The following is a 21,474-nucleotide window of genomic DNA, read 5'->3' as shown; positions in this document are numbered from 1 at the left end:
CCGTCATGGCCAAGGCTTTGCGCGATCTGCACGACGTCGAACTCGCCGCCCTGTCGGCGGCGGGCGGGCGGCGCGAGTTCGGGGAACTGGTGCGTCGCCACAGCCCGGCGGTGCGCGGTCTGCTGCGTCGGATGGGGGCGCAACCCGCTCTGGCCGACGACGTAGCCCAGGACGCCTTCCTGCTGGCGTTCGAGAAATGCGCCGAGTTTCGGGGCGAGGGGACGTTCGGCGCCTGGATCAAGCGCATCGCGGCGCGCCTGTATCTGAAACGTCGCTCGAAGGACGCCCGCTATGTGGCCGAGGTCGAGAATGACGAGATCGCGCCCAACGTCGACAGCGCCGGTCGCATGGATCTGGACGAGGCGATGAAGGGGCTGACCGAACCAGAGCGGCTGTGCGTCTCCCTGTGCCATGGCGCAGGCCTCTCTCATCCCGAAATCGCGGCCGCCATTAATTTGCCGCTTGGAACGGTGAAATCTCATGTCAAGCGTGGTCTGGATAAACTTCGGGCCCGGCTCCAGCCGGAACCGGTTGCTCACGGGAGCGCGTCCCATGTCGGTTGACGAGTTCGACCCTGTCATCGAGCGCTTGTTCGCGCGCGCGCCGGCCCTTGCCGATTCGGCTCAGTTCGAGGCGGGAGTGGCGGCGAAACTGTCCAGGACCTCGCGGTTCAGGACGGCGGCCCTGTCGGTCGCGGGCCTAGTCGGCGGCGTCATCGCCGTTCGCGAGGTTCTCAGCGTCGATTTCAATCTCGCGGCGCCGTCCTCGCCGGCGGCGGCCCAGACCGCTGCGCATGGGCTGTCCATGGCCGGGGTGGACGGCGGTCTGGCCATACAGTCCTTGATGGATCGGCTCGGCCTGACGGGCATGGACCTGGGCTCCATGGGCGGAATGCAGCTGTTCTGGGCCACGGCCGGGGTGCTGGTCGCCCTGCTGGCGGCGGGCGTCGTGAAACTGTCTCAGGAAATCTGACCGCCGTTTTCCTGCCGAAGTCGCGACCTACTGCTGCAAAAAGCCGGTCGCGGCGTAACGCCTGCGTTGCGGGCGCGACGACGACCCTCTAGGGTCGCGCCGGTTTAGAGGCCAGTCTTGGCAGCGGTTTTTGGGGCGACGTTTCGTGGTTGATGTCTTCGAACAGGTCGAGGAGGAGCTTCGCTCCGATCGATACAAGCGTCTGGCGCGCACCTGGCTGCCGATCCTGGCGGGCCTTCTGGTCGTCGCCTTGGTCGCCGCCCTGGCCTGGTGGGGCTGGCAGAGCTATGTGACGAACCAGGCCGACAAGGCCTCTGCCGCCTATGATCGCGGCATGGAGGCTCTTCAGGCCAACAATCCGTCGGGCGCCGACACCGCCTTCGCCGAAGCCGCTCAGTCGGGCAACGGCGCCTATAAGGCGCTGGCCCTGATGCAGCAGGCGGGAATCGCCGTCACGGCGAACAAGACTCAGGACGCGGTCAAACTGTTCGACGAGGCCGCCAAGGCCGCCGGCGACCCGATCATCGCCGACGCCGCCGCCATCAAGGCCGCCTTCCTGCTGATGGATACGGCCTCGCTGGAAGACATTCAGAAGCGTCTGGAGCCGCTGGCCGCCGACAAGCGCCCGCTGCACGCCTTCGCCCAGGAAGCCCTGGCGATGGCTCAACTCCAGCACGGCAAGACCGCCGAGGCGCGTCAGGCCTTCGTTCAACTGCAACTGGGCCAGGGCGTGCCGGACGACATTCGTCAACGCGCCCAGGCGGGCGTCGAGGCGATTGATTCGGGCACGGCCGCAGGTCTGGCCGCCATCGTTCGCGCCGCCATCGCCATGCCGGCGCCGGCAGCAGCGCCGGTCGTCGTCGCTCCGGCCCAAGCGCCGGCTCCCGCCGAAGCCGAGGCGGCGCCCGCCGCCGCTCGCCCGTAATCGACGCTTTCAGGACGCCCTCCATGAACCGAACGCTGAAAGTCGCCCTGCTGTGCGGTCTCGCCATGACCGTCGCTTCCTGCGGCACCGTGCGCAACGCCTTGCCGTTCGGCATGGGCGGCTCGAAGGAGAACGTCGCCAAGGCGACCGAGGGACAGCGCATCTCGATCCTGGAGTTCGAACAGCAGTTGGCCCCCTCGGCCGCCCTGTCCGGGCGTGACTTCTTCCTGCCGGGCCCCCAGGCGGCCACCGCCTGGACCCAGCCCGGCGGCAACGCCGAAAACGCCGTCGAACACGTCATCGCGGCCCAGAACTTCGCCATCGGCTGGAAACGCGACATCGGCGTCGGGTCCAGCCGGACGCGTCAGGTGATGGCCCCGGTCGTCGCCGACGACGGCAAGATCTTCGTCCTGGACGGCGAGGCCGGCGTGACGGCCGTGGACGCCGGCACGGGCGCTGTCCTGTGGAAGGCCAGCGTCAAGGTCGATGAGCGTGATCGCGGCAGCCGCATCCTGGGCATCGGCATCGGCGGCGGATCGACCGGCGGCGGCTTCGGCGGCGGCGTCGCCGTCAGCGGCGGCAAGGTCTTCGTCTCCTCTGGCTATCGCAGCGTCACGGCGTTGGACGCCGCCACAGGCGCCCAAGTCTGGCGCACCAGCGTCGAAGTGCCGATCCACGGCGCGCCGACCGTCGCCGGCCAGCGGCTTTTCGTCATCGACGTCGACAACCAACTGGTCGCCTTCAACGTCAACAATGGCCAGCAGGACTGGTCCTATCGCGGCATCACCGAGCCCGCCCGCATCATGCGCGCTTCCAGCCCGGCGGTCAGCGGCGACACGGTTCTCGCGCCCTTCTCCTCGGGTGAGCTTGTGGCGCTGCGCGCCTCGAACGGCCAGCCGGTGTGGCAGCAGGTTCTGTCGCGCACCAGCCGCACCAGCGCCCTGTCGGAACTGCGCGACATCGCCGGACGGCCCGTCGTCAGCCGCGGCTTCGTCTACGCCATCAGCCAGTCGGGCGTTCTCGAGGCGATGGACATTCGCTCGGGCCAGCCGAAATGGTCGCTGCCGGTCGCCGGCGTGAACGCGCCCCTGCCGGTCGGGGACGTGGTCTATGTGGTGTCCAAGTCGGGCGAACTGACCGTGGTCAACCGCGACACGGGTCAGGTCTACTGGACCCGCGACCTGAACGAGGGCCGCGTACGCAAGGAAGGCGGTTTCCTGGGCATGGGCGCCAGGACGGTTCGTCCCGTATGGTCGGGTCCGATCCTGGCCTCCAACCGTCTGGTGCTGGTCAATTCGGACGGCGAGGCCGTGGCCTTTGATCCGAAGACCGGCGCGCAGCAGTCCAGCCTGAAGCTGGGCGCGGCGGCCTATATCGCCCCCGCCGCCTACAATGGCGCCCTCTATGTCCTGACGGACAAGGGGCAACTGGTCAGCATCCGCTGATCTTTTCTCTGTTTTTGAGTTAGAAAGCCGACATGGCTCTAAAAGTCGCCATCGTCGGCCGGCCCAACGTGGGCAAGTCGACACTGTTTAACCGACTCGTCGGCAAGCGTTTGGCGCTGGTCGATGATCGCCCGGGCGTGACCCGTGACCGTCGCTATGCCGACGGCAATATCGGCGACATGGATCTGACGCTGATCGACACGGCCGGCTACGAGGACGTCACCGACGACAGCCTGGAAGCCCGGATGCGCGAGCAGACCGAGGCCGCGCTCGACGACGCCGAAGTGGTCATGTTCATGATGGACGCCCGCGAGGGCGTGACGTCGCTGGACCGGATCTTCGCCGAGCGCCTGCGCAAGGTGCACAAGCCGATCATCCTGCTGGCCAACAAGTCCGAAAGCCGCGAGAGCGGCGGCGGCGTGGGGGAAGCCCATGCCCTGGGCTTCGGCGAGCCGGTCGCCATCTCGGCCGAGCACGGCGAGGGCATGGCCGACCTGTATCAGGCCCTGATCGCGGCCTCCGCCGACATCTTCATCGAAGAGATCGACGAGCCGGATAAGCCGATCCGCATCGCCATCATCGGCCGTCCGAATGCGGGCAAGTCGACGCTGATCAACCGGATGCTGGGCGAAGACCGCCTGCTGACCGGTCCCGAAGCCGGCATCACCCGCGACTCCATCTCGGTTGACTGGGAATACGAAGGTCGCGCGATCCGCTTCGTCGACACCGCCGGGATGCGCCGCAAGGCCCGCGTCCAGGAGAAGCTGGAAAAGCTCTCGGTCGCCGACACCATCCGCGCCATCACCTTCGCCGAGGTGGTCGTGCTGGTGATGGACAAGGACGACGCCTTCGACACCCAGGACCTGCAACTGGCGGACCTGGTCGAGCGCGAAGGCCGCGCCCTGGTCTATGTCGCGTCCAAATGGGACCTGGAAGAAGAGCCGCAGGCCAAGATGGCCGAGCTCAAGTCCCTGGCTGGAAACAAGCTGCCGCAGTTGAAGGGCTCGCCCTTCGTCGCCCTGTCGTCGCACAACGGACGCGGCGTCGAGCGGCTGATGCCGGCCATCATCAAGGCCTATGAAACCTGGTCGGTGAAGGTCAAGACCAAGGATCTGAACACCTGGCTGGCCATGGCTACCCAGAGGCATCCGCCCCCCGCCGTCAACGGCAAGCGCGTGAAGCCGAAATACATGGCCCAGACCAAGGCCCGTCCGCCGACCTTTGTGCTGATGGCCAGCCGGGCGTCCGACATGCCCGAGCACTACCAACGCTATCTGGTGAACAGCCTGCGTGAGAGCTTCGACCTGCCTGGCACGCCGATCCGGCTGACGGTCAAGTCCGGCTCGGCCAACCCCTATGCCGAGGGCGGCTCCAAGTCCGGTCCCGAACGCTACAAGGGCGACGCCAAGACCGCGCCGCGCAAGGTGCTGAAGGCCGAGAAGGCCGAGGCCCTGTCGAACCTGCCCGGCAAGGCGCTGGCGCAGAAGAAGTCGGGCATCAAGCCCAAGGTGAAAGCCTTGGGCGGTCTGAAGGCCAGCTCCAGCAAGAAGGCCGGCCAGAGCATCGCGGTCCAGAAGGGCGCCCGCGGCGGCGCCCGTCAGGTCTCGCGCTCGGGCCGGGTCCGCACCGGCCAGAAGCACGCGCCGAAGAAGTAAGGCGGCCAAACAGGCTGCCGGAACAGGTTGAAGGGCGAGCGGTCGGCGACGACGGCTCGCCCTTTGTCTTTTCGGGAACCTTGAGCCACCGTCGCGCGTCAAAAGCCCGTGGATGGAGCGCGACATGAGTCTGCGGAAACCGAACGATTACGCCACGCTGGATCAGGCTGATCTGGTGCGCCTGGCCCAGTCCGGCGACCGCGAGGCGTTTCGCGCCATCATGCAGTTAGGCAATCAGCGCCTGTTCCGCATCGCCCGGGGCGTGGTCCGCGACGACACCGAGGCGGAAGACGTGCTGCAGGAGGCCTATGCGCGCGCCTTTGCGGCGATGGGCGCCTTTCGCGGCGACGCCAGTATCCTGACTTGGCTGACCCGGATCGTTCTGAATGAAGCACGGGACCGGGTGCGTCGGCGCCGGCCCACCGTCGATCTGGATGTCATCGAGCAGGCGCAGCAAACGGCCGCCGAGGTGATCCCTTTCCCCAACGCCCTCGGTGTCGGCGCTTTTGGCGGCGGCAGCCCCGAGGTCGATGCGGCGCGGATGCAGATTCGGCACCTGATCGAGCGGGCCGTGGACGACCTGCCGGCGCCCTTTCGCATGGTCTTCATCATGCGCGACATCGAGGAGTGCACCATCGAAGAGACCGCCGCCAACCTGCAACTGAAGCCCGAGACGGTGAAGACCCGGCTGCACCGCGCGCGTCGCCTGTTGCGTCAGGCGCTGGACGTCCAACTGGGCGCGACCATGGTCGGCGTCTTCCCCTTCCTGGGGGCGCGATGCGCGCGCATCACCGAGGCGGTGCTGGAAAGATTGGGTAGGGAAGGGCGGCTAGCCGAGGCGGGGGGAACCTTTCCGGTCATGTGACGTCAAATGCTGAGACGATGGCGGTCAAGCCGTCGCAGCAAAGGAAGAAACCCCATGTCGAAAGCCCTCCTGCTGGCCGGCGTCCTGATGTTCGCACCTCTGGCTCCGGCCATGGCCCAGAACGCCGGCCCGACCGACCCCCAGATCGCGCACATCGCCTATACCGCTGGCCAACTGGACATCGACGCGGCCAAGCAGGCGCTGGAGAAGTCGACCAATCCCCAGGTCCGCGCCTTCGCCGAAACTATGGAGCGCGATCATGCGGCGGTGAACCAGCAGGCCTTGGCTCTCGTCACCCGTCTGCACGTCACGCCGGAAGCCAATCCGACCAGCGCGTCCTTGAGCGAGGCGGCGGCGACGACCCGCCATCGGCTGGCCGGGCTGTCGGGCAGGGCCTTTGACAAGGCCTATATCGACAACGAGGTCGCCTATCACCGCACCGTCAACGAGGCGTTGCGCAAGACGCTCATCCCCGACGCCGACAACCCCGAGCTGAAGTCCCTGCTGCAGACGGGGCTGGAACTGTTCGAGCAGCATCAGGCCCATGCTGAGCACCTGGCTCATGAATTCCCCTGATTTGAGATCGGAGCGCCTCTCCCGGCGAATGCTCCTGATGTCGGCGGGAGCGTTGGCGTTCGCGCCGGCGCTCCCGGCTGCCGCTGCGGCCCGGACCCACACCATCGTCGTCGACAAGATGAAGTTCGGCCCGGCCCCGATAGGCGTGCGGGTCGGCGACACCGTGGCCTGGGTCAATCGGGATATATTCCGGCATACGGCGACGGCCCGCAATGGCGTGTTCGATGTCGACCTTCAGCCCGGCGCGACGGGGTCGGCGGTGATGCGGGCGGCCGGGACCTTTCCCTACGCCTGTCGTTTTCACCCCGCCATGACGGGGCAGATCGTCGTCGCAGCCTAGAACGGTCTCGGTCTTCGCACGCGCGAAGATACAGGAACGACCCGCGCTGGCGCATCCTGATCGCCGATGACCGCCTTCAACGCCAGGGCGACGAACAGCACCCAGCGGAGGTTGTGCCAGTTCATGGTGATGCTCTCGGTGAGCATGGTCAGGGTGTAGGCCGTCATCATCGGCATCAGCAGCCAGCCCGACGGGCGGGCATAGGCCGCCCACAGCGACCGGCCCCACATCTCGACCATCCAGGCCCCCAGCAGGACGACGCCGGGAATGCCGAGCGCCAGATAGACCTCCAGCCAGCCGCTGTGCGCGTGGGCGGCGGTGAACTTGGCTTCATGGGCGATCCAGGCGTTGGGGCCGCCCGGCGACGTATCATCCCAGACCACGCCGTAGCCGAAGCCGGTCCACGGGCGCTGCTGCATCTGGTGAAGGATGCCGCCCCAGATTTCGGTTCGGCCGGTCAGGGTGGCGTCCTTGCCCAGCAAATCGAAAATCAGATCGCTGCGCGTCCCGATGACCAGCAGGGCGGCGCAGACGGCCACGACGGCCAGCCAGGTGCCGACAATGGCGCGCTTGGGTCCGGCCTGGACCAGGGCGACGAAGCCCATGCTGGCGAAGGCCAAGATCAACACGACCAGACCGGTCTTGGAGGTGGACAGGATCACCAGCACCGCCGCGATCACGGCGAGGACCAGCCACAGACGCCGTCGCGCCGGGACCATGATGGCCGCGGCCGTCATGAACAGAGCGGCCAGCCCCATGTTCTCGCCGAGGGCGTTCTTCTCGAGCCACAGGCCGCGCCAGGCGCCGGGGAAGATTTCCTGCATCCGCCCCCACTCGGGCATCAACGCCCCGAGGAAGAGGGAGGCGACCATCATCACCGCCATGGCCGTGGCGAAGATCTCGGCCAGGGCGGCCCAGCGCCAGCGCGAGGCCAGGGCGACGCCGCCCAGCGTCGTGAACAGCAGGGCCAACACCCGGCGCAGCGTCACGTCCGGATTGATCGACCACAGGACGGAGGCCGCCGTCAGCGCCAGCAGCAGGATCATCAGCGGCGAGCGGGCCAGGGCCTTCAGCGCCGCGCCCGGTCGGGTCAGGACCAGGCCGACCGCCAGGACGTAGGCGGGGTAGTAGCCGTTGCGCAGAAAGTCGGCGGAGCGCGCGCCGTAACCCGTCATCGGCGCGGCCCAGGACTGCGAATAGATCAGCACCACCAGCACCGAGGCCAGGAACGCCAGAATGTCCGCATAGGGCGTCGCACGGGTCACGGGCCCCGACCGGGACGCCCCGCCGGCCGTCAGTCGAACGGATTGTGCTGTCGGTCCTGAAAGTCGGCCCCCCGGCGACTGGATCGACATGGAGCCCTCTAGACCAGGGCGTCCGCCGACAGGCCGTGCTTCCAGTCCTTGAAGCTGACGGTCAGGGGCGGGGTGAAGTCGGCGCGGGCCAGTTCGACCATCAGGGGACCGATTTCGGAGGGATGGGGCAGGGTTTCCGGATCTTCGCCCGGGAAGGCCTGGGCGCGCAACTGGGTGCGCATCCGGCCCGGATCGACCACGGCGACGCGGACGGGCGTGCTCTCGATCTCGTCGGCCCAGCATTTGACCAAGGCCTCGGCCCCGGCCTTGGTCGCCGCATACATGCCCCAGAAGGCGCGCGGGGCGGTGGCCACGCTGCTGGTCAGATAGATGGCGCGCCCGGCGTCCGAGGCGCGCAGCAGCGGCTCCAGCGAACGGATCAGGCGATAGACGCCGGTGAAGTTGATTTTCTCGACCTTGGCGAACTCGCGCGGCTCGGCATGCGCCACCGGCGTCAGGCCCGATGGCCCCATGGTCGCGGCGGCCTGGACCCAGATGTCCAGCTTGCCGAAACGCTCGAACAGGGCGCCGCCCAGACGGTCGATGGCGCCGCCGTCCACCAGGTCGAACGGGACCAGGGTGGCGTGCTGGCCGGTGGCGGCGAAGATGGCGTCGTCCAACTCTTCCAGGCCGCCTTGCGTGCGCGCGGTGGCCACGACGTGGGCGCCGGCCTTGGCCAGGGCCAGGGCGGTCTCATAGCCGATGCCGCGCGAGGCGCCGACGACCAGGGCGATACGGTTGGCGAGGGGGAGGGAAGCGTGTTCGGACATGGGCCGCTGATAGCGCGCCCCGTCGCGGGTTGAAAGAACAAGGCTGAGATTGGCGAAGGTTGATGGCGGTTAAATCCCTCTCCCGGCGGGAGAGGGATCTAGTAGCCCGGCGCCGGCTGCCACAGACTGAAGCTGACGCCCTGATCGTCGCTGACCACGGCGGACAGGCCGGACGGGCTTTCGGCGGGTATGGCGGCGCGCCCGCCCAGTTCGTGGGCGCGGGCGCAGGCGGCGTGAATGTCGTCCACGCGGAAATAGAGATGCGGAAACGCCCTGTGTTCGCCCTTGGTGATGCCGAAGGCCGGCTGGCCGCCGCTCACATGGGCATAGGTAGGGTGCGAGGCCTCTTCGTCGAACGTCCAGCCGAACAGGCCCGCATAGAAGGCGCGGGCCTTTTCGACGTCAGGGGTGTCGAGGGTGAAGTAGCCGAGCTGGATCATCCCGCCTTAAGCGGTCACCAGCAGGGAAAGTTGCGAACCCCGGCCGTCGCGGCCGCCTTCTTCGATCTCGCGGTCCAGCAGCCGGGTCGGATAGTCGCCGGTGAAATAGTGGTCCGTGAACTGCGGCTGGCCCGGATCGCGCGGTCCCACGCCCATGGCGTCATAGAGGCCGTCGATGGACAGGAAGCCCAGGGAGTCGACCTCGAGGATGGCGCGCATCTCGTCCATCGTGTGGGTCGCGGCCATCAGCTGCGTCCGCTCGGGCATGTCGATGCCGTAGAAGTCGGGGAAGAGGATCTGCGGGCTGGCCGAGCGCAGGTGAACCTCCTTGGCGCCCGCCGCGCGGACGGCGCGAACCAGCTTCAGCGAGGTGGTGCCGCGCACGATCGAGTCGTCGATCAGCACGACGCGCTTGCCTTCTAGAGCGGCGCGGTTGGGGCTGTGCTTCATGCGCACGCCCTTCTGCCGGGCGCCCTGGCTGGGCTGGATGAAGGTACGGCCCAGATAGTGGCTGCGGATGATGCCCATCTCGTAGGGGATGCCGCTTTCCTGGGCATAGCCCAGAGCCGCCGGCACGCCCGAGTCTGGCACCGGCACGACCACGTCGGCGTCGACCTGGAACTCGCGCGCCAAGCGGCGGCCCATTTCCTTGCGGACGTTATAGACCGAGCGACCGTTCACCACGCTGTCGGGGCGGGCGAAGTAGACGTATTCGAACAGGCAGGGGCGGGCGGCGCGGGCCGGGAAGGGCTTGATTGAGGTCAGGCCTTCCTCGTCGATCACGACCACTTCGCCATGTTCGACATCGCGGATGAAGGTGGCGCCGATGGTGTCGAGCGCGCAGGTCTCGGACGCCAGCACCCAGGCCTCGCCGACCTTGCCCAGCACCAGCGGGCGGATGCCCAGCGGGTCGCGGGCGCCGATCATCTTGTAGCGGGTCTGGGCGACCAGGGCGTAGCCGCCCTCGATCCGGCCCAGGGCGTCGATGAAGCGGTCGATGATCTTGGCCTTACGGCTGCGGGCGATCAGGTGAAGGATGGCCTCGGAGTCCGACGTCGACTGGAAGATCGCGCCTTCCGACACCAGCTGGCCGTGCAGGTATTTGAAATTCGTCAGATTGCCGTTGTGGGCGATGGCAATGCCGCCCTGGTCCAGATCGGCGAACATCGGCTGGATGTTACGCAGGAAGCTGCCGCCGGCGGTGGAATAACGGGTGTGGCCGACCGCAGCGCCGCCGGGCAGGCGGGTGGTCAGTTCGGCGTTGCCGAAAGCCTCGCCGACGAGGCCCTGATGGCGCTCCGTGTAGAAGCGGTCGTCATGGACGCTGGCGATGCCGCAGGCCTCCTGGCCGCGATGCTGCAGGGCGTGCAGGCCGAGGGCGACGATGGAAGAGGCCTCGTTCTCTGGCGCGCCCCAGACGCCGCAGACGCCGCACTCCAACCGCAGCTGGTCATCCTCCGGCTCGCGCCAGTGTTCGCGGTGAACGATGGGATCGGCGATATGGTGGCGCATCGTCAGGCTCCGATGACCGGGACAGGATAACTCAGGCGGCGGCGCCGCGCACGTAGTCCGCTATTGGGGCGGGGGCAAGGCTCATCGATCCGAAAACCCTTCGCGGACGGACGAGCCGACGACCGGCGTGAGCGCGTCGGCGCCTTTTCCGAGCGTCGGCAGCACGATCTGGATAGCGTGGGCGGCCTTGGCGCTGACCGGGGCCAGGGCGGCCTGCGTCAGCCAGCGCGGGGGATTGTCGGTCATGACGCCCATGATGGTCAGGTGCGCCGCGCCGACCAGAGCCAGGGCCCGCACCAGACCGAGGGCCAGACCGAAGACCTGATCGACGAGGCCAAGCGCATGGCCGCGCGCCCCCTTGGAAATGGCCGAGCCGAGGAAGCGCAGGCCGAAATAGAGAATCAGAAACGTCAGCCCCACCGCCAGCACCGACCCGGCCCAGTCGGGATCGACAAGCGACCGCCCCAGCGGCGCCGTCCACGGCAAGGTGATCAATGCCAGCAGTCCCGCCAGGAAGAAGCTGAACAGGGCCGTCAGCTCGCGCACGCCGCCCCGGAACCAGCCGGCGGCGCATGATGCCAGAAGCATCAGGATGACGAAGACGTCGTAGCCGGTCACGCGCACTGCAATCGTTGGAGGAAGATGGACGGCCTCAATAGCGGTTCTGAGAGATTCGCTCGACCGCCTCGGTCAGCAGGCCGATGGAGGTGACGGCGACGTCGCCCTTCTTCCTGGTCTTGCCGTTGGCCTGCGGCGGGGTCAGGGCGTGGTCGAAGCCCAGTTTCTGCGCCTCCCTCAGGCGGGCCTCGGCGCGGCCGACGGCGCGAACCTCGCCCGACAGGCCGATCTCGCCGAAGACGACGCAGCCCTGGGGCAGGGGCATATCCATGGCTGAGGAGATCAGGGCGGCGGCGGCGGCCAGGTCGGCGGCGGGCTCGTTGATCCGCAGACCCCCGGCCACGTTCAGATAGACGTCCTTGTCCCCGAAGCCGATGCCGCAACGCGCCTCCAGCACCGCCAGCAGCATGGCCAGACGCCCGTTGTCCCAGCCCACGACCGCGCGTCTTGGCGTGCCGTATGCGGAAGGCGCGACTAGCGCCTGAATTTCAACCAGAACCGGCCGCGATCCCTCGATCCCGGCGAAGACGGCGGCGCCCGGCGCGCGCGTCTTGCCTTCACCCAGGAACAGAGCCGACGGGTTGGCCACTTCGCGCAGGCCGACGTCGCTCATCTCGAACACGCCGATCTCGTCCGTTGCGCCGAAGCGGTTCTTGCCCGCGCGCAGGATGCGGAAGGGATAGCCGCGCTCGCCCTCGAAGCTGAGGACGGCGTCCACCATATGCTCGACCACGCGCGGTCCGGCGATCTGGCCGTCCTTGGTGACGTGGCCGACCAGGACGATGGCGGGGCCGCCGTCCTTGGCCAGCCGCACCAGTTCGGCGGCGCAGGCGCGGACCTGGGTCACCGAGCCGGGACCGGCTTCATGCGCGTCGGACCACAGGGTCTGGATGGAATCGAGGATGACGATGTCGAACTTGTCGCGCTTCAGCGTCGTCAGGATTTCGCGCAGCGCCGTGGCCGAGGCCAGCGCCACATTGGCGTCGGCCAGCCCCATCCGCTTGGCTCGCGCGCGGATCTGCTCGATGGCCTCTTCGCCCGAGATATAGGCCACGCGCGCGCCGTTCCGCGCCGCCTTGGCCGTGACCTCCAGCAGCAGGGTGGACTTGCCGACGCCAGGGTCGCCGCCCAGCAGGATGGCCGAGCCCGGCACCACGCCGCCGCCGCAGACGCGGTCGAACTCGGTCACGCCGGTGACGATGCGCGGCGGCTCGGGCGTATCGGATTGCAGGGTCTCGAACTGCAGACCGCGTCCGCGCGCCGTCGATGCGGGCTTCATCGCGCCGGGCGGGGCCGATTTGGATTCCTCGACCAGGGTGTTCCACTCGCCGCAGCCGGAGCATTGCCCCGCCCACTTGGTGTGAACCGCCCCGCAGGACTGACAGACATAGAGAAGGGAGTCGCGCGCCATGACCCTGACCTAGCAGGAATCGCCACGCGGGCGAGGGGCGATGCGCGGGGCTGCGACCGGATCTGACGCAGGGCGACGCGCGCGGGTTGCGTCAACCCTCATGCGCCGGTCATCCTGCAACGCTATAGCGCCGTTCCGACTCACCCCCGCCGAGGCCGCCATGTCTTCCGAGAACCCGCCCGTCATCGACCCGACGCTGATCGCCCGCGTGAAATACATCCTGACGCGACCCAAGCTGGAATGGCCGGTCATCGACGCCGAGTTCGCCACAACCCGCAGCCTGTTCGCCCGCTACGCCATGATCCTGGCCGCCATCGGCCCGGTCGCGGGCCTGATCGGCGGACAAATGCTCCCTCGCCACGCTCTTGATATGGTGATCCGGACGCCGATCGTCGGCGGCCTGCTGGGCGCGATCCTCACCTGGGGGTTCTGGTTGGTTCTGACCTTCGTTTTAGGTCTGGCTATCGACATCCTGGCCCCGACGTTCGGCGGGACCCGGAACAAGCTGCAGGCCATGAAGGTCGCCGTCTATGCGATGACCCCCGCTTGGCTGGCCGGAATCTTCAACTTGTTTCCGTCGCTGGCTGCGCTTGGCGCTCTGCTTGGCCTCTACGGCTGCTATCTGCTGTATCTGGGGCTGGGCGCCGTGATGAAGGCTCCTCAGGACAAGGTGCTAGGCTACGCCGTCGTGGTGACGCTCGCCGCTATGCTGCTATCGATGGTGGCATGGTCCATCATCGGCGGCATGGTCGCCATCGTCCAGTTGGGCGCTATCGGTGTGCTGGGGATGGGTTTTAGCTGACGTAAAGGCGCGGCACGCGGGGCGTGATCGAGGTCAGCATCTCGTAGCTGATGGTTCCCGCCGCCGTCGCCGCGTCGTCCACCAGGCGATTGGCGCCGAAGATCTCGACCGTGTCGCCGGCCGCCACGTCCAGACCGGTGACGTCCACCGCCAGCACGTCCATCGACACCCGGCCCAGGATGGGGCGCAACTCGCCCGCGACCCAGACCTGACCGCGCGGGCTGTTGGCGCGCATGACCCCGTCGGCATAGCCGGTCCCGCAGGTCGCCACGCGGATCGGCGCCTCGGCGCGATAGCCTTGCGAATAGCCGACTGTCTCGCCCGCCGGCACGTCGCGCACCTGCATGATCTGGGCGTTCAGCGTCGCCACCGGGGCGATGCGGCTGTCGGGCTTACCCTCGGGACCGCCGCCGAACAGGCAGATGCCGGGACGCGCCACGTCGAAGGCGAAGTCGGGTCCCAGGAAGCAGCCGCCGGAGTTGGCGAAGGACCGCGTCACGCCGGGATAGCGCGCTGCCGCCGCCGCATAGGCGTCGCGCTGAGCCCGGTTCATCGGATGGGCCGGTTCGTCGGCGCAGGCCAGGTGGGTCATGACCAGCTCCAGCCCCTCGAAGGGCTCGGGCGCGTCCTCGACGCGGAAGCCCAGGCGGTTCATGCCGGTGTCCAGTTGCAGGCCGCAGGCCCCGCCGCCCGCCGCCGTCCAGGCCGCGATCTGACCCGGCTGGTTCAGCACGGGGCGCAGGTTCGCCGCCTTGATCATGGCCGCCGACTGGCCGTGACAGCCGTCCAGCACATAGATGACCGGCTCGGCCCCGATGCCTTCACGCAGGGCCACGCCCTCGGCCGCCCGCGCCACAAAGAAGGTCCGCGCCCCCTCGGCCATCAGCCGCTTGGCGACCGCGCCAGCGCCGAGGCCATAGCCGTCCGCCTTCACGACCGGATTGACCGGCACGCCGATCAGGCCCTGCAGGGTGTGGAAATTGCGCGCCACGGCGCTGAGATCGACGGTGAGGGAGGCGGGAAGGGACATGAGCCCTCTTATGCCGCAAGTTTCGTGCGGCGCCACCGGATTTGCGCGGGTTTCGGTCGTCAGCTCGCCTATCAACCGGCCGTAATCCCTTGCCCCGCCCGGGATTGCGCGCCGCCGTCGCCCGCCAGCGCGCCGCAGTCCGCCTCTGGCCTAGATTGGCGCTCGCCGGTCTTTGACATCGCCATCCGCTCCAGCGCCGCCACTGAGGTCTAGGTCGGGAGCCCGCGGCTGATCGTGAATCTCTCTCCCTTCCCCCTCGAGGGGGGAAGGGCCGGGGATGGGGGTGAAGGCGCTACATTGAAGGTCGAGCGCATGAGGCGCGTCGGCGTCTCCTCAGCCCGCTATTTGAAGCGGTCTGCACTCACCCCCGCCCAACCCTCCCCCCTCGAGGGGGAGGGCTTTGATTTCCTATTGCACCAATTGCACTGTTTTTTTCTTCGCCCAGTGCAATCCCACCCCAACCCCTACTCCGGAATATCCGAGAAGGCGCCGCCGTAGCGGCCGTCGTGGGCCAGGTTGCCGAAGCGGGTGGTGTTGGCGTCGAAGGCCAGCTTGACGATGCCGATGGGGCCGTGACGCTGCTTGCCGATCACGACCTCGGCCTGGTGCTCCAGCCGGTCCATGTCTTCCTGCCACTTCAGGTGTTCTTCCGAGCCCTCGCGCGGCTCGGCGCGGCCCAGGTAGTAGCTCTCGCGATAGACGAACATGACGCAGTCGGCGTCCTGCTCGATCGAGCCCGATTCACGCAGGTCGGACAGTTGCGGGCGCTTGTCCTCGCGGTTCTCGACCTGACGCGACAGCTGCGACAGGGCGATGATCGGCACCGACAGTTCCTTGGCCAGGGCCTTCAGGCCGCCGGTGATCTCGGACACCTCCTGCACCCGGTTCTTCTGGCTGTTGTCGCCGGTCGTCACGAGCTGGAGGTAGTCGACGACGATCAGGTCGAGGCCGTGCTCCATCCGCTTAAGGCGTCGCGCCCGCGCCGCCAGCTTGGAGATGGACAGGCCGCCGGTAGCGTCGATGTAGAGGGGGCTTTCGCCGATCTCGACGGCCGCGTCGCGGATCTTGCCGAAGTCGGACGAGTCGATCTCGCCCTTGCGCAGCTTGTCCGACGACACGCCCGAGGCGTCGGCCAGAATACGCATGGCCAGCTGTTCGGCGCTCATTTCCAGCGAGTAGAAGGCGACTACGCCGCCGTCGACGGTCTTGCGGCCGCCGTCCGGCGTCGGCTCCCAGCGATAGTTGCGGGCCACGTTGAAGGCGATGTTGGTGGCCAGCGCCGTCTTGCCCATCGACGGACGGCCGGCGAGGATCAGGAGGTCGGAGGGGTGCAGGCCGCCCAGCTTCTGGTCCAGATCGTCCAGACGGGTGGCCAGACCGGCCAGCTTGCCCTCGCGCTGATAGGCCTCGCCCGCCATTTCGACGGCTCCGGCCAGGGCGGTGGAGAAGTTGACGAAGCCCGACGAGGGCTTGCCCGTCTCGGCCAGCGAATAGAGGGTCTGCTCGGCCTGTTCGATCTGTTCGTCGGCGGGGGTCTCCGGGTTGGGCGCCTCCTTGATCATCTCGCCGCCGATGCGGATCAGGTCGCGGCGTAGGGCCAAATCATAGATGACGCGGGCATAGTCGGGGGCGTTGGCCGCCGGCGGCGCGCGGTCGACCAGATCGGCGAGGTAGCGCAGGCCGCCGAATTCCTGGAACGCCGGGTCCTGCTTGAACCGCTCCATCAGGATGGTGGGCTCGGCCAGCATCCCCTGACGGATGTGATCTTCGATCGCCTCGAACAGCCGCTGGTGGAAGGGTTCGTACATGTGCGAGCCGCGCAGACGGTCGCTCAGCCGCTCGAACATGGCGTTGTCGAACATCAGCGAGCCCAGCAGCGCCTGCTCCGCCTCCAGATTGTGGGGCATAGACGAGACGGACACCTGATCGGCGTTTCCGTAGGGCATGGGAGCGAAGGCGTTCATCGGATTACGCATAGCCTTAAGCGGCGCTTGCGTCAGATGCGGGCACCGCCGTCGTGGTGGACATCCGCCAGCGTCTGTGGACGGTCCCGAAAACCTCTGTGCGATCAGCGGCGCTGGGCCGGCCTCAGCCGGGGCAGGGGTAGCGTTCCGCCATCCAGTCGCGCACGGCCTGGGTGATGCTGTCCTGACGGCGCGATGCGGGCAGGCTTTTGAAGCGCGCCAGCAGGGTCGGGGCGGTGATGCCCGTGCCTGATGGAGGAATGCAGGTGGCGGGCCGTCGACCGGCCTGGATGGCCGAGGCCTGTTCGGCCTTGACCGTCAGCACCGCCTGTTTGACCTCGCCGATCAGTTGACGGGTGTCAGGGCGAAGGATGGCCAACGGATTGTGCGGAATCCGGTCGGCGATGGTCATGAACTGCTGCACCGTCATGGCCGAGGCCATGACGGGCGACACAGCAGCCAGCCACAGGGCGGCCGCGATCAGGAACGCGCGCAACGGCATCAGACAAAGATGGTACGGGGTGTCCCTGAGGCAAGCGAGACTTTGGCGTCAGATCACGCGGGGCAAGGGTGGCGTTCCGCCATCCATTCCCCCACCGCCTGGGTCACGCTGATGTTGCGGCGGGCCGCCGGGATGGCGTTGAAGCGGTTCATGATCATGTCGGGCGTCAGGCTGATCTTGGCGCCTTCGGGAATGCAGGTGGCGGCGCGTCGGTTTGATGCCTGGGCGGCCTTCTGTTCGTCGCGGACGGTCTTGAGAGCAGTATTCATCTCGGTCATCAGCCGCCGCGTGTCGGACCGCAGCAGGGCGGTCGGATTGCGCGGGATGCGATTGGCCGAGGTCAGGAACTCCTGGACCGTCATGGCGCTGGCGCCGGTCGCCCAGAGGCTGGCGACGACGGCGAGGGCAAGCGTGGTTTTCTTCATAGGGACCCCTCCGAATTGGAAAGGCCAAGCTTGGCCCAGCCTTGATGGCGGAACAATGGCCGTCGAACGCGGTCAGGTTTCCAGGAACGCCGTCGGCAGGGGTTGGGATAGACCCCCTCCACGTCGCCCCCCGACGCCTCGGCCGGGTGGGACGCCGCCGCAGCCCCCCAGCAGCAGGGTCCGGCCCGAGGAGGACGGCAGGCCCTCCTCGTGTGCGTCGTCTCCTGCCGTCACCACTTCACGCTCAGGCGAGCGTAGCCGTAACGCCCGTTGAAGCCGAAGGGCGAATAGTAGGGGAAGCCCAGAACGCCGTTGCTGTTCAGACTGGCCGGGACGAAGTCAGGATATTCGTCGAAGACGTTATCGACCCCGATCGCCAGCCCGACGCGATCCGTGATCTGGAAGCGGCCTTCCAGATCGACCGTCGTCTTGGCCCCGGTCGAATAGTCGTTGGCCAGGGTCGAGCCGGGTTGCAGCACGTCGGCGTAATAGGTCGCCCGCGCCGTCGCGCCCCAGCGGCCCAGGCTCCAGTCGGCCGAAGCCGAAACCTTCGTGTCCGGCGTGCCTTCCTCGATGGTCAGGATGCGGCTGCGCGCGAACAGGGTCGGGACCGGGTTCAGCACCGACGAGGAGGTCGGCAGCTTGGTCACGCTGACGTCGTTGACGTTGGCGGCGACGGTGAAGTCGAAATCACCCACGCTTTCGGTCCGCAGGCGATAGCGGCCCACGATGTCCACGCCCTCGGTCTCGGTCGTCACCCCGTTCAGGAAGAAGCGCGCCGCCTGCACGCTCCGCGGGTCCAGCAGGCCCGCGACCTGGGGCGAGAAGCTGTGGTTGATGAGTTCGGACAGGACGATCTGATCCTCGATGGTGATCTTGTAGGCGTCCACCGTCAGGTCGAAGTTCCCCAGCCGGACCACCGCGCCCAGCGAATAGTTGGTCGAGGTCTCGGGCTTCAGCGCCCTGGCGCCCAGCGCCGTGGCGACGTCGCTGGTGGCCGGGAAGGTGCCGGTTTCGACCACGGCGCCGTTCTGGATGACGGACGAGGTCGAGGTGAAGAAGCTCTGTTGCAGCGAAGGGGCGCGAAAGCCGGTCGAGACCGAGCCGCGCAGGGCGAAGTTCGGCGTGAAGTCGTAGCGCGCGGCCAGCTTGCCGGTCTGGGCGTCGCCGAAGTCGGAATAGTCCTCGACTCGCAGGGCGCCCGAGACCGTGAACCTGTCGGTCAGCGGGATTTCGACGTCGGCGTAGAGGGCGACGGCGTTGCGGTCCTCGTCCACCTCGTTCGACGGCTGGAAGCCGACGAAGCCCTGCGCGCCGCCAGCCAGGGCGGTGTTGCCGCCCAAGGGGCCGCGGTTCCAGGATTCCGGCTGTCCGGCCTCGATCTTGTAGCCTTCGCGGCGGGCTTCCAGACCCCAGGCGAAGTTCAGCGGGCCGCTGAGGCCGACCTCGAACTGACGGGTGAAGTCGGCGCCGAAGACCAGTTGGTCATAGATCAGGCTGCCGGAATCGAAGCTGGTCGGCGAGGCCGCGCCATAGGTGGCGTTCAGCGAGTCCTCGGTGCGGAAGTCCAGGGCGTTGCGGCCATAGACCAGGCTGAAGTCAGAGTTCCATCCGGCGATCTCGCCCTTGACGCCGCCGGCCAGCGACAGGTCGCGCGAGTTGATGGCGATCTCGGGCAGGAAGCCGCTGGGATAGACGCTGACGACGTTGTTGGCGTTGTCGGCCAGGCGAGGGAAGGCGGCGCCTTGGCTATCGCGATCCTGATAGCCGGCCCAGCCATAGGCCTCCCAGCCCGCCGCCAGCGGCTTGCCGGCGTTGGCGAAGACGGTCCACTGCTCGACCTTGGGATCGCCCAGGCGGGCCGTGACGGCGTTCGGGGCGACGCGCGGGTCCAGGTCCGAACGGTTGGTCGGCTCTCGGTTCAAATACTCGGCGGACAGGGTCAGGAAGCCGTCGGACCCCAGGCCCAGTCCCTGCCAGGCCGAAGCGGTGACGGTGCGGCCGTCAGTCTCGTCACGCTTGCCGCGCGCGGTCTTCACCGTCGTGGCGTACTGGCCGTAGGTGACGCTGGCGCCGCCGCCCTCGCGGGCCTCCTTGAGGCGGAGGTTGATGACGCCGGCAATAGCGTCCGAGCCGTATTGCGCCGAGGCGCCGTCGCGCAGCACCTCGACCCGGTTCAGGGCGACGGTCGGGATGGCATTCAGGTCGACGGCGGCCGAGCCGCGTCCAACCGTGCCGTTGACGTTGACCAGGGCCGAGGCGTGCCGACGCGTGCCGTTCAGCAAGACGAGGGTCTGGTCCGGCGACAGGCCGCGCAGGGTGGCGGGGCGGACCGAGTCCGAACCGTCGTTGGCTGACGGGCGGGCGAAGCTCAGCGACGGGACCGTCTGGGCCAGGGCGGCGGCGAACTCGGTGGTGCCACGGTTCGACAGGGTCTCGGCGGTCACGACATCGACGGGGGCCAGGGTGTCGAGGCGCGAGCGGCTGGGTACGCGGCTGCCGGTAACGACCACGTCGTCGACGGTGGAGGCGTCGGCGGGGTTTTCTTGGGCTGAGGCCGCGCCCGCGATCAGCAGGGCGGCGCCGGATGCGGCGAGAAACAGACTGGAACGGTAGGCGAAGGGACGGGGCATCTCGAGAAGTCAGCTTTTCTGATTGGACGCACAGGATCGGGCGCCGCCGTTGACCGGCGGCGTGAGACTGCGTCGATTGTCTTTGTGGTCAGGGCCGGCGGCGGACCGGCCGGAAGGCGATCAGCGGCGGACTGGACATCACGTCGGTCGAACAACCGGGCGGTGTGTGTCGGCGTAGTAGCGCATTCGCATCATCGTCTCCTGCCCACCGGGGAGGATGAGCCATGGCGATATTGCGGTGCGAAAGCGGCGCGGGGTATCGAGAATCCGTAGGTAAATGCGTAGAAAATCTAAACCGAGCAGCCAAGAAAAAGGGGCGCGCCCGGCTGGACGCGCCCCTTGATCGATACCGTCAGTCGACAGATCAGGCTTCGTCGCCGAAGCCTTCTTGTTGACCAGCGCCGCCTTCGATCAGTTCCTTGGCGGACTGCTCTGCGGCGTTACGCTCGTCGTCGAACTGGGCGCGGATGACATCCTCGCCCTTGGCTTGACGTTCGGCTTCTTCGGCCGAGCGCGCGATGTTGATCTTGACCGTGGCGCGAACCTCGGGGTGCAGGCGAACCGGCACTTCGTGGACGCCCAGGGCCTTGATCGCGACGTTCAGCACGACTTGCGAACGCTCGACCTTGCCGCCTTCGGACTGAATGATTTCAGCCACGTCGCGACCGGCGACCGAACCGTACAGGTGACCGGTTTCACCGGCCTGACGGATCATCACGTAGGTCTGGCCGTCGATCTTGTCGGCGACCTTCTGAGCGTCGGCCTTGTTCTTCTCGTTGCGGGCTTCGATAGCCGCGCGGTCGAGTTCGAACGCCTTGAGGTTGGCCGAGGTCGCGCGACGAGCCTTGTCGCGCGGCAGCAGGTAGTTACGAGCGAAGCCGTCCTTGACGGTGACGACGTCGCCGATGGCGCCGAGGTTCTCGACGCGTTCCAGCAGAACGACCTTCATCTTACTTCACCACGTACGGCAGGAGGGCCAGGTAGCGAGCGCGCTTGATGGCCTTGGCCAGTTCGCGTTGCTTCTTGGCGGAAACGGCGGTGATGCGCGAGGGCACGATCTTGCCGCGTTCGGAAACGTAACGCTGCAGCAGCTTCACGTCCTTGTAGTCGATTTTCGGCGCGTTGGCGCCCGAGAACGGGCAGACCTTGCGGCGGCGGTAGAACGGGCGACGGCCGGCGGCGCCGGAGCCAGCCGGAGCGCCCGGCGAGGGGGCAGTGGTGTCGGTCATGATCC

At 67.6% G+C, this 21,474-nt stretch carries 22 protein-coding genes; 9 read left to right on the top strand and 13 right to left on the bottom strand.

The annotated features are described in order from the left end of the window. Positions 1 to 5: 5 nt before the first annotated feature. The 8 genes from AC1DJ5_RS03730 to AC1DJ5_RS03695 all read left to right on the top strand — a co-directional run bounded on the left by AC1DJ5_RS03730 (position 6) and on the right by AC1DJ5_RS03695 (position 6,778). A complete protein-coding gene (locus tag AC1DJ5_RS03730; protein WP_441452999.1) occupies positions 6 to 563 on the top strand; it encodes an RNA polymerase sigma factor in 558 nt (185 codons plus the stop codon). Next, a complete protein-coding gene (locus AC1DJ5_RS03725; protein ID WP_441453000.1) occupies positions 553 to 972 on the top strand; it encodes a hypothetical protein in 420 nt (139 codons plus the stop codon). The genes AC1DJ5_RS03730 and AC1DJ5_RS03725 overlap by 11 nt, the downstream gene beginning before the upstream one ends. Positions 973 to 1,117: 145 nt before the next feature. Then, positions 1,118 to 1,897, top strand: coding sequence for a tetratricopeptide repeat protein (locus AC1DJ5_RS03720; protein WP_477019733.1), 780 nt, complete (start codon positions 1,118 to 1,120; stop codon positions 1,895 to 1,897). 23 nt (positions 1,898 to 1,920) lie between these two features. Next, complete coding sequence (locus AC1DJ5_RS03715) at positions 1,921 to 3,342, top strand: PQQ-binding-like beta-propeller repeat protein (protein WP_441453004.1); 1,422 nt, start codon at positions 1,921 to 1,923, stop codon at positions 3,340 to 3,342. Positions 3,343 to 3,374: 32 nt separating this feature from the next. Continuing rightward, the gene (gene der / locus AC1DJ5_RS03710; protein WP_477019732.1) at positions 3,375 to 4,997 is read left to right on the top strand and encodes a ribosome biogenesis GTPase Der; all 1,623 of its coding nucleotides are present in this window, start codon (positions 3,375 to 3,377) and stop codon (positions 4,995 to 4,997) included. 124 nt (positions 4,998 to 5,121) lie between these two features. Then, positions 5,122 to 5,862 carry an RNA polymerase sigma factor gene (locus AC1DJ5_RS03705; protein WP_477019731.1) on the top strand — a complete coding sequence of 247 codons (741 nt, stop codon included), beginning with the start codon at positions 5,122 to 5,124 and terminating at the stop codon, positions 5,860 to 5,862. Positions 5,863 to 5,916: 54 nt separating this feature from the next. Next, positions 5,917 to 6,438: a DUF4142 domain-containing protein gene (locus AC1DJ5_RS03700; RefSeq protein ID WP_441453009.1), complete on the top strand. Its 522-nt coding sequence runs from the start codon at positions 5,917 to 5,919 to the stop codon at positions 6,436 to 6,438. Beyond that, positions 6,407 to 6,778 carry a cupredoxin domain-containing protein gene (locus AC1DJ5_RS03695; protein ID WP_441457332.1) on the top strand — a complete coding sequence of 124 codons (372 nt, stop codon included), beginning with the start codon at positions 6,407 to 6,409 and terminating at the stop codon, positions 6,776 to 6,778. Before AC1DJ5_RS03700 ends, AC1DJ5_RS03695 begins: the two co-directional genes overlap by 32 nt. Here the strand turns inward: AC1DJ5_RS03695 and AC1DJ5_RS03690 are convergent. The 6 genes from AC1DJ5_RS03690 to radA all read right to left on the bottom strand — a co-directional run bounded on the left by AC1DJ5_RS03690 (position 6,775) and on the right by radA (position 12,884). After that, entirely contained in the window at positions 6,775 to 8,043 is a 1,269-nt protein-coding gene (locus AC1DJ5_RS03690; RefSeq protein WP_477019730.1) for an O-antigen ligase family protein, read from the bottom strand. The two genes, AC1DJ5_RS03695 and AC1DJ5_RS03690, sit on opposite strands and share 4 nt — an antisense overlap. 98 nt (positions 8,044 to 8,141) lie before the next feature. Beyond that, entirely contained in the window at positions 8,142 to 8,903 is a 762-nt protein-coding gene (locus AC1DJ5_RS03685; protein WP_477019729.1) for an SDR family NAD(P)-dependent oxidoreductase, read from the bottom strand. A gap of 98 nt (positions 8,904 to 9,001) precedes the next feature. Continuing rightward, positions 9,002 to 9,343, bottom strand: a complete 342-nt coding sequence (locus AC1DJ5_RS03680; RefSeq protein ID WP_441453016.1) for a VOC family protein — start codon at positions 9,341 to 9,343, stop codon at positions 9,002 to 9,004. 6 nt (positions 9,344 to 9,349) lie between these two features. Beyond that, complete coding sequence (gene purF / locus AC1DJ5_RS03675) at positions 9,350 to 10,855, bottom strand: amidophosphoribosyltransferase (protein WP_477019728.1); 1,506 nt, start codon at positions 10,853 to 10,855, stop codon at positions 9,350 to 9,352. An 81-nt stretch (positions 10,856 to 10,936) separates the two neighbouring features. Continuing rightward, positions 10,937 to 11,473, bottom strand: a complete 537-nt coding sequence (locus AC1DJ5_RS03670; RefSeq protein ID WP_441453019.1) for a CvpA family protein — start codon at positions 11,471 to 11,473, stop codon at positions 10,937 to 10,939. A 34-nt stretch (positions 11,474 to 11,507) separates the two neighbouring features. Continuing rightward, complete coding sequence (radA, locus tag AC1DJ5_RS03665) at positions 11,508 to 12,884, bottom strand: DNA repair protein RadA (RefSeq protein WP_477019727.1); 1,377 nt, start codon at positions 12,882 to 12,884, stop codon at positions 11,508 to 11,510. 160 nt (positions 12,885 to 13,044) lie between these two features. Between radA and AC1DJ5_RS03660 the strand changes: the two genes are divergently transcribed. After that, positions 13,045 to 13,686 (top strand): Yip1 family protein, encoded by a 642-nt coding sequence (locus AC1DJ5_RS03660; RefSeq protein WP_477019726.1) that lies wholly within the window; start codon positions 13,045 to 13,047, stop codon positions 13,684 to 13,686. On the opposite strand, the gene alr is transcribed toward AC1DJ5_RS03660, so the two are convergent. The 7 genes from alr to rpsR form a co-directional block, all read right to left on the bottom strand. Then, positions 13,679 to 14,716, bottom strand: a complete 1,038-nt coding sequence (gene alr, locus AC1DJ5_RS03655) for an alanine racemase (RefSeq protein WP_477019725.1) — start codon at positions 14,714 to 14,716, stop codon at positions 13,679 to 13,681. The two genes, AC1DJ5_RS03660 and alr, sit on opposite strands and share 8 nt — an antisense overlap. Positions 14,717 to 15,180: 464 nt before the next feature. Further along, positions 15,181 to 16,680, bottom strand: a complete 1,500-nt coding sequence (locus tag AC1DJ5_RS03650; protein ID WP_477019724.1) for a replicative DNA helicase — start codon at positions 16,678 to 16,680, stop codon at positions 15,181 to 15,183. A gap of 124 nt (positions 16,681 to 16,804) precedes the next feature. Next, on the bottom strand, positions 16,805 to 17,182 hold the full coding sequence (locus AC1DJ5_RS03645; RefSeq protein ID WP_477019723.1) for a hypothetical protein: 378 nt from the start codon (positions 17,180 to 17,182) through the stop codon (positions 16,805 to 16,807). 53 nt (positions 17,183 to 17,235) lie between these two features. Beyond that, positions 17,236 to 17,607 carry a hypothetical protein gene (locus tag AC1DJ5_RS03640; RefSeq protein WP_477019722.1) on the bottom strand — a complete coding sequence of 124 codons (372 nt, stop codon included), beginning with the start codon at positions 17,605 to 17,607 and terminating at the stop codon, positions 17,236 to 17,238. A 230-nt stretch (positions 17,608 to 17,837) separates the two neighbouring features. Further along, positions 17,838 to 20,240, bottom strand: a complete 2,403-nt coding sequence (locus tag AC1DJ5_RS03635; protein WP_477019721.1) for a TonB-dependent receptor plug domain-containing protein — start codon at positions 20,238 to 20,240, stop codon at positions 17,838 to 17,840. Between the two features lie 364 nt (positions 20,241 to 20,604). After that, complete coding sequence (rplI, locus tag AC1DJ5_RS03630; RefSeq protein WP_114816678.1) at positions 20,605 to 21,189, bottom strand: 50S ribosomal protein L9; 585 nt, start codon at positions 21,187 to 21,189, stop codon at positions 20,605 to 20,607. Between the two features lies 1 nt (position 21,190). Next, entirely contained in the window at positions 21,191 to 21,469 is a 279-nt protein-coding gene (gene rpsR / locus AC1DJ5_RS03625) for a 30S ribosomal protein S18 (RefSeq protein WP_114816677.1), read from the bottom strand. Between the last annotated feature and the right edge of the window lie 5 nt (positions 21,470 to 21,474).

This window comes from Brevundimonas sp. 01N35, from assembly GCF_056399785.1.
The sequence above is the reverse complement of the archived record's forward strand: the minus strand, read 5'-3'. Positions and strand labels throughout refer to the sequence as shown.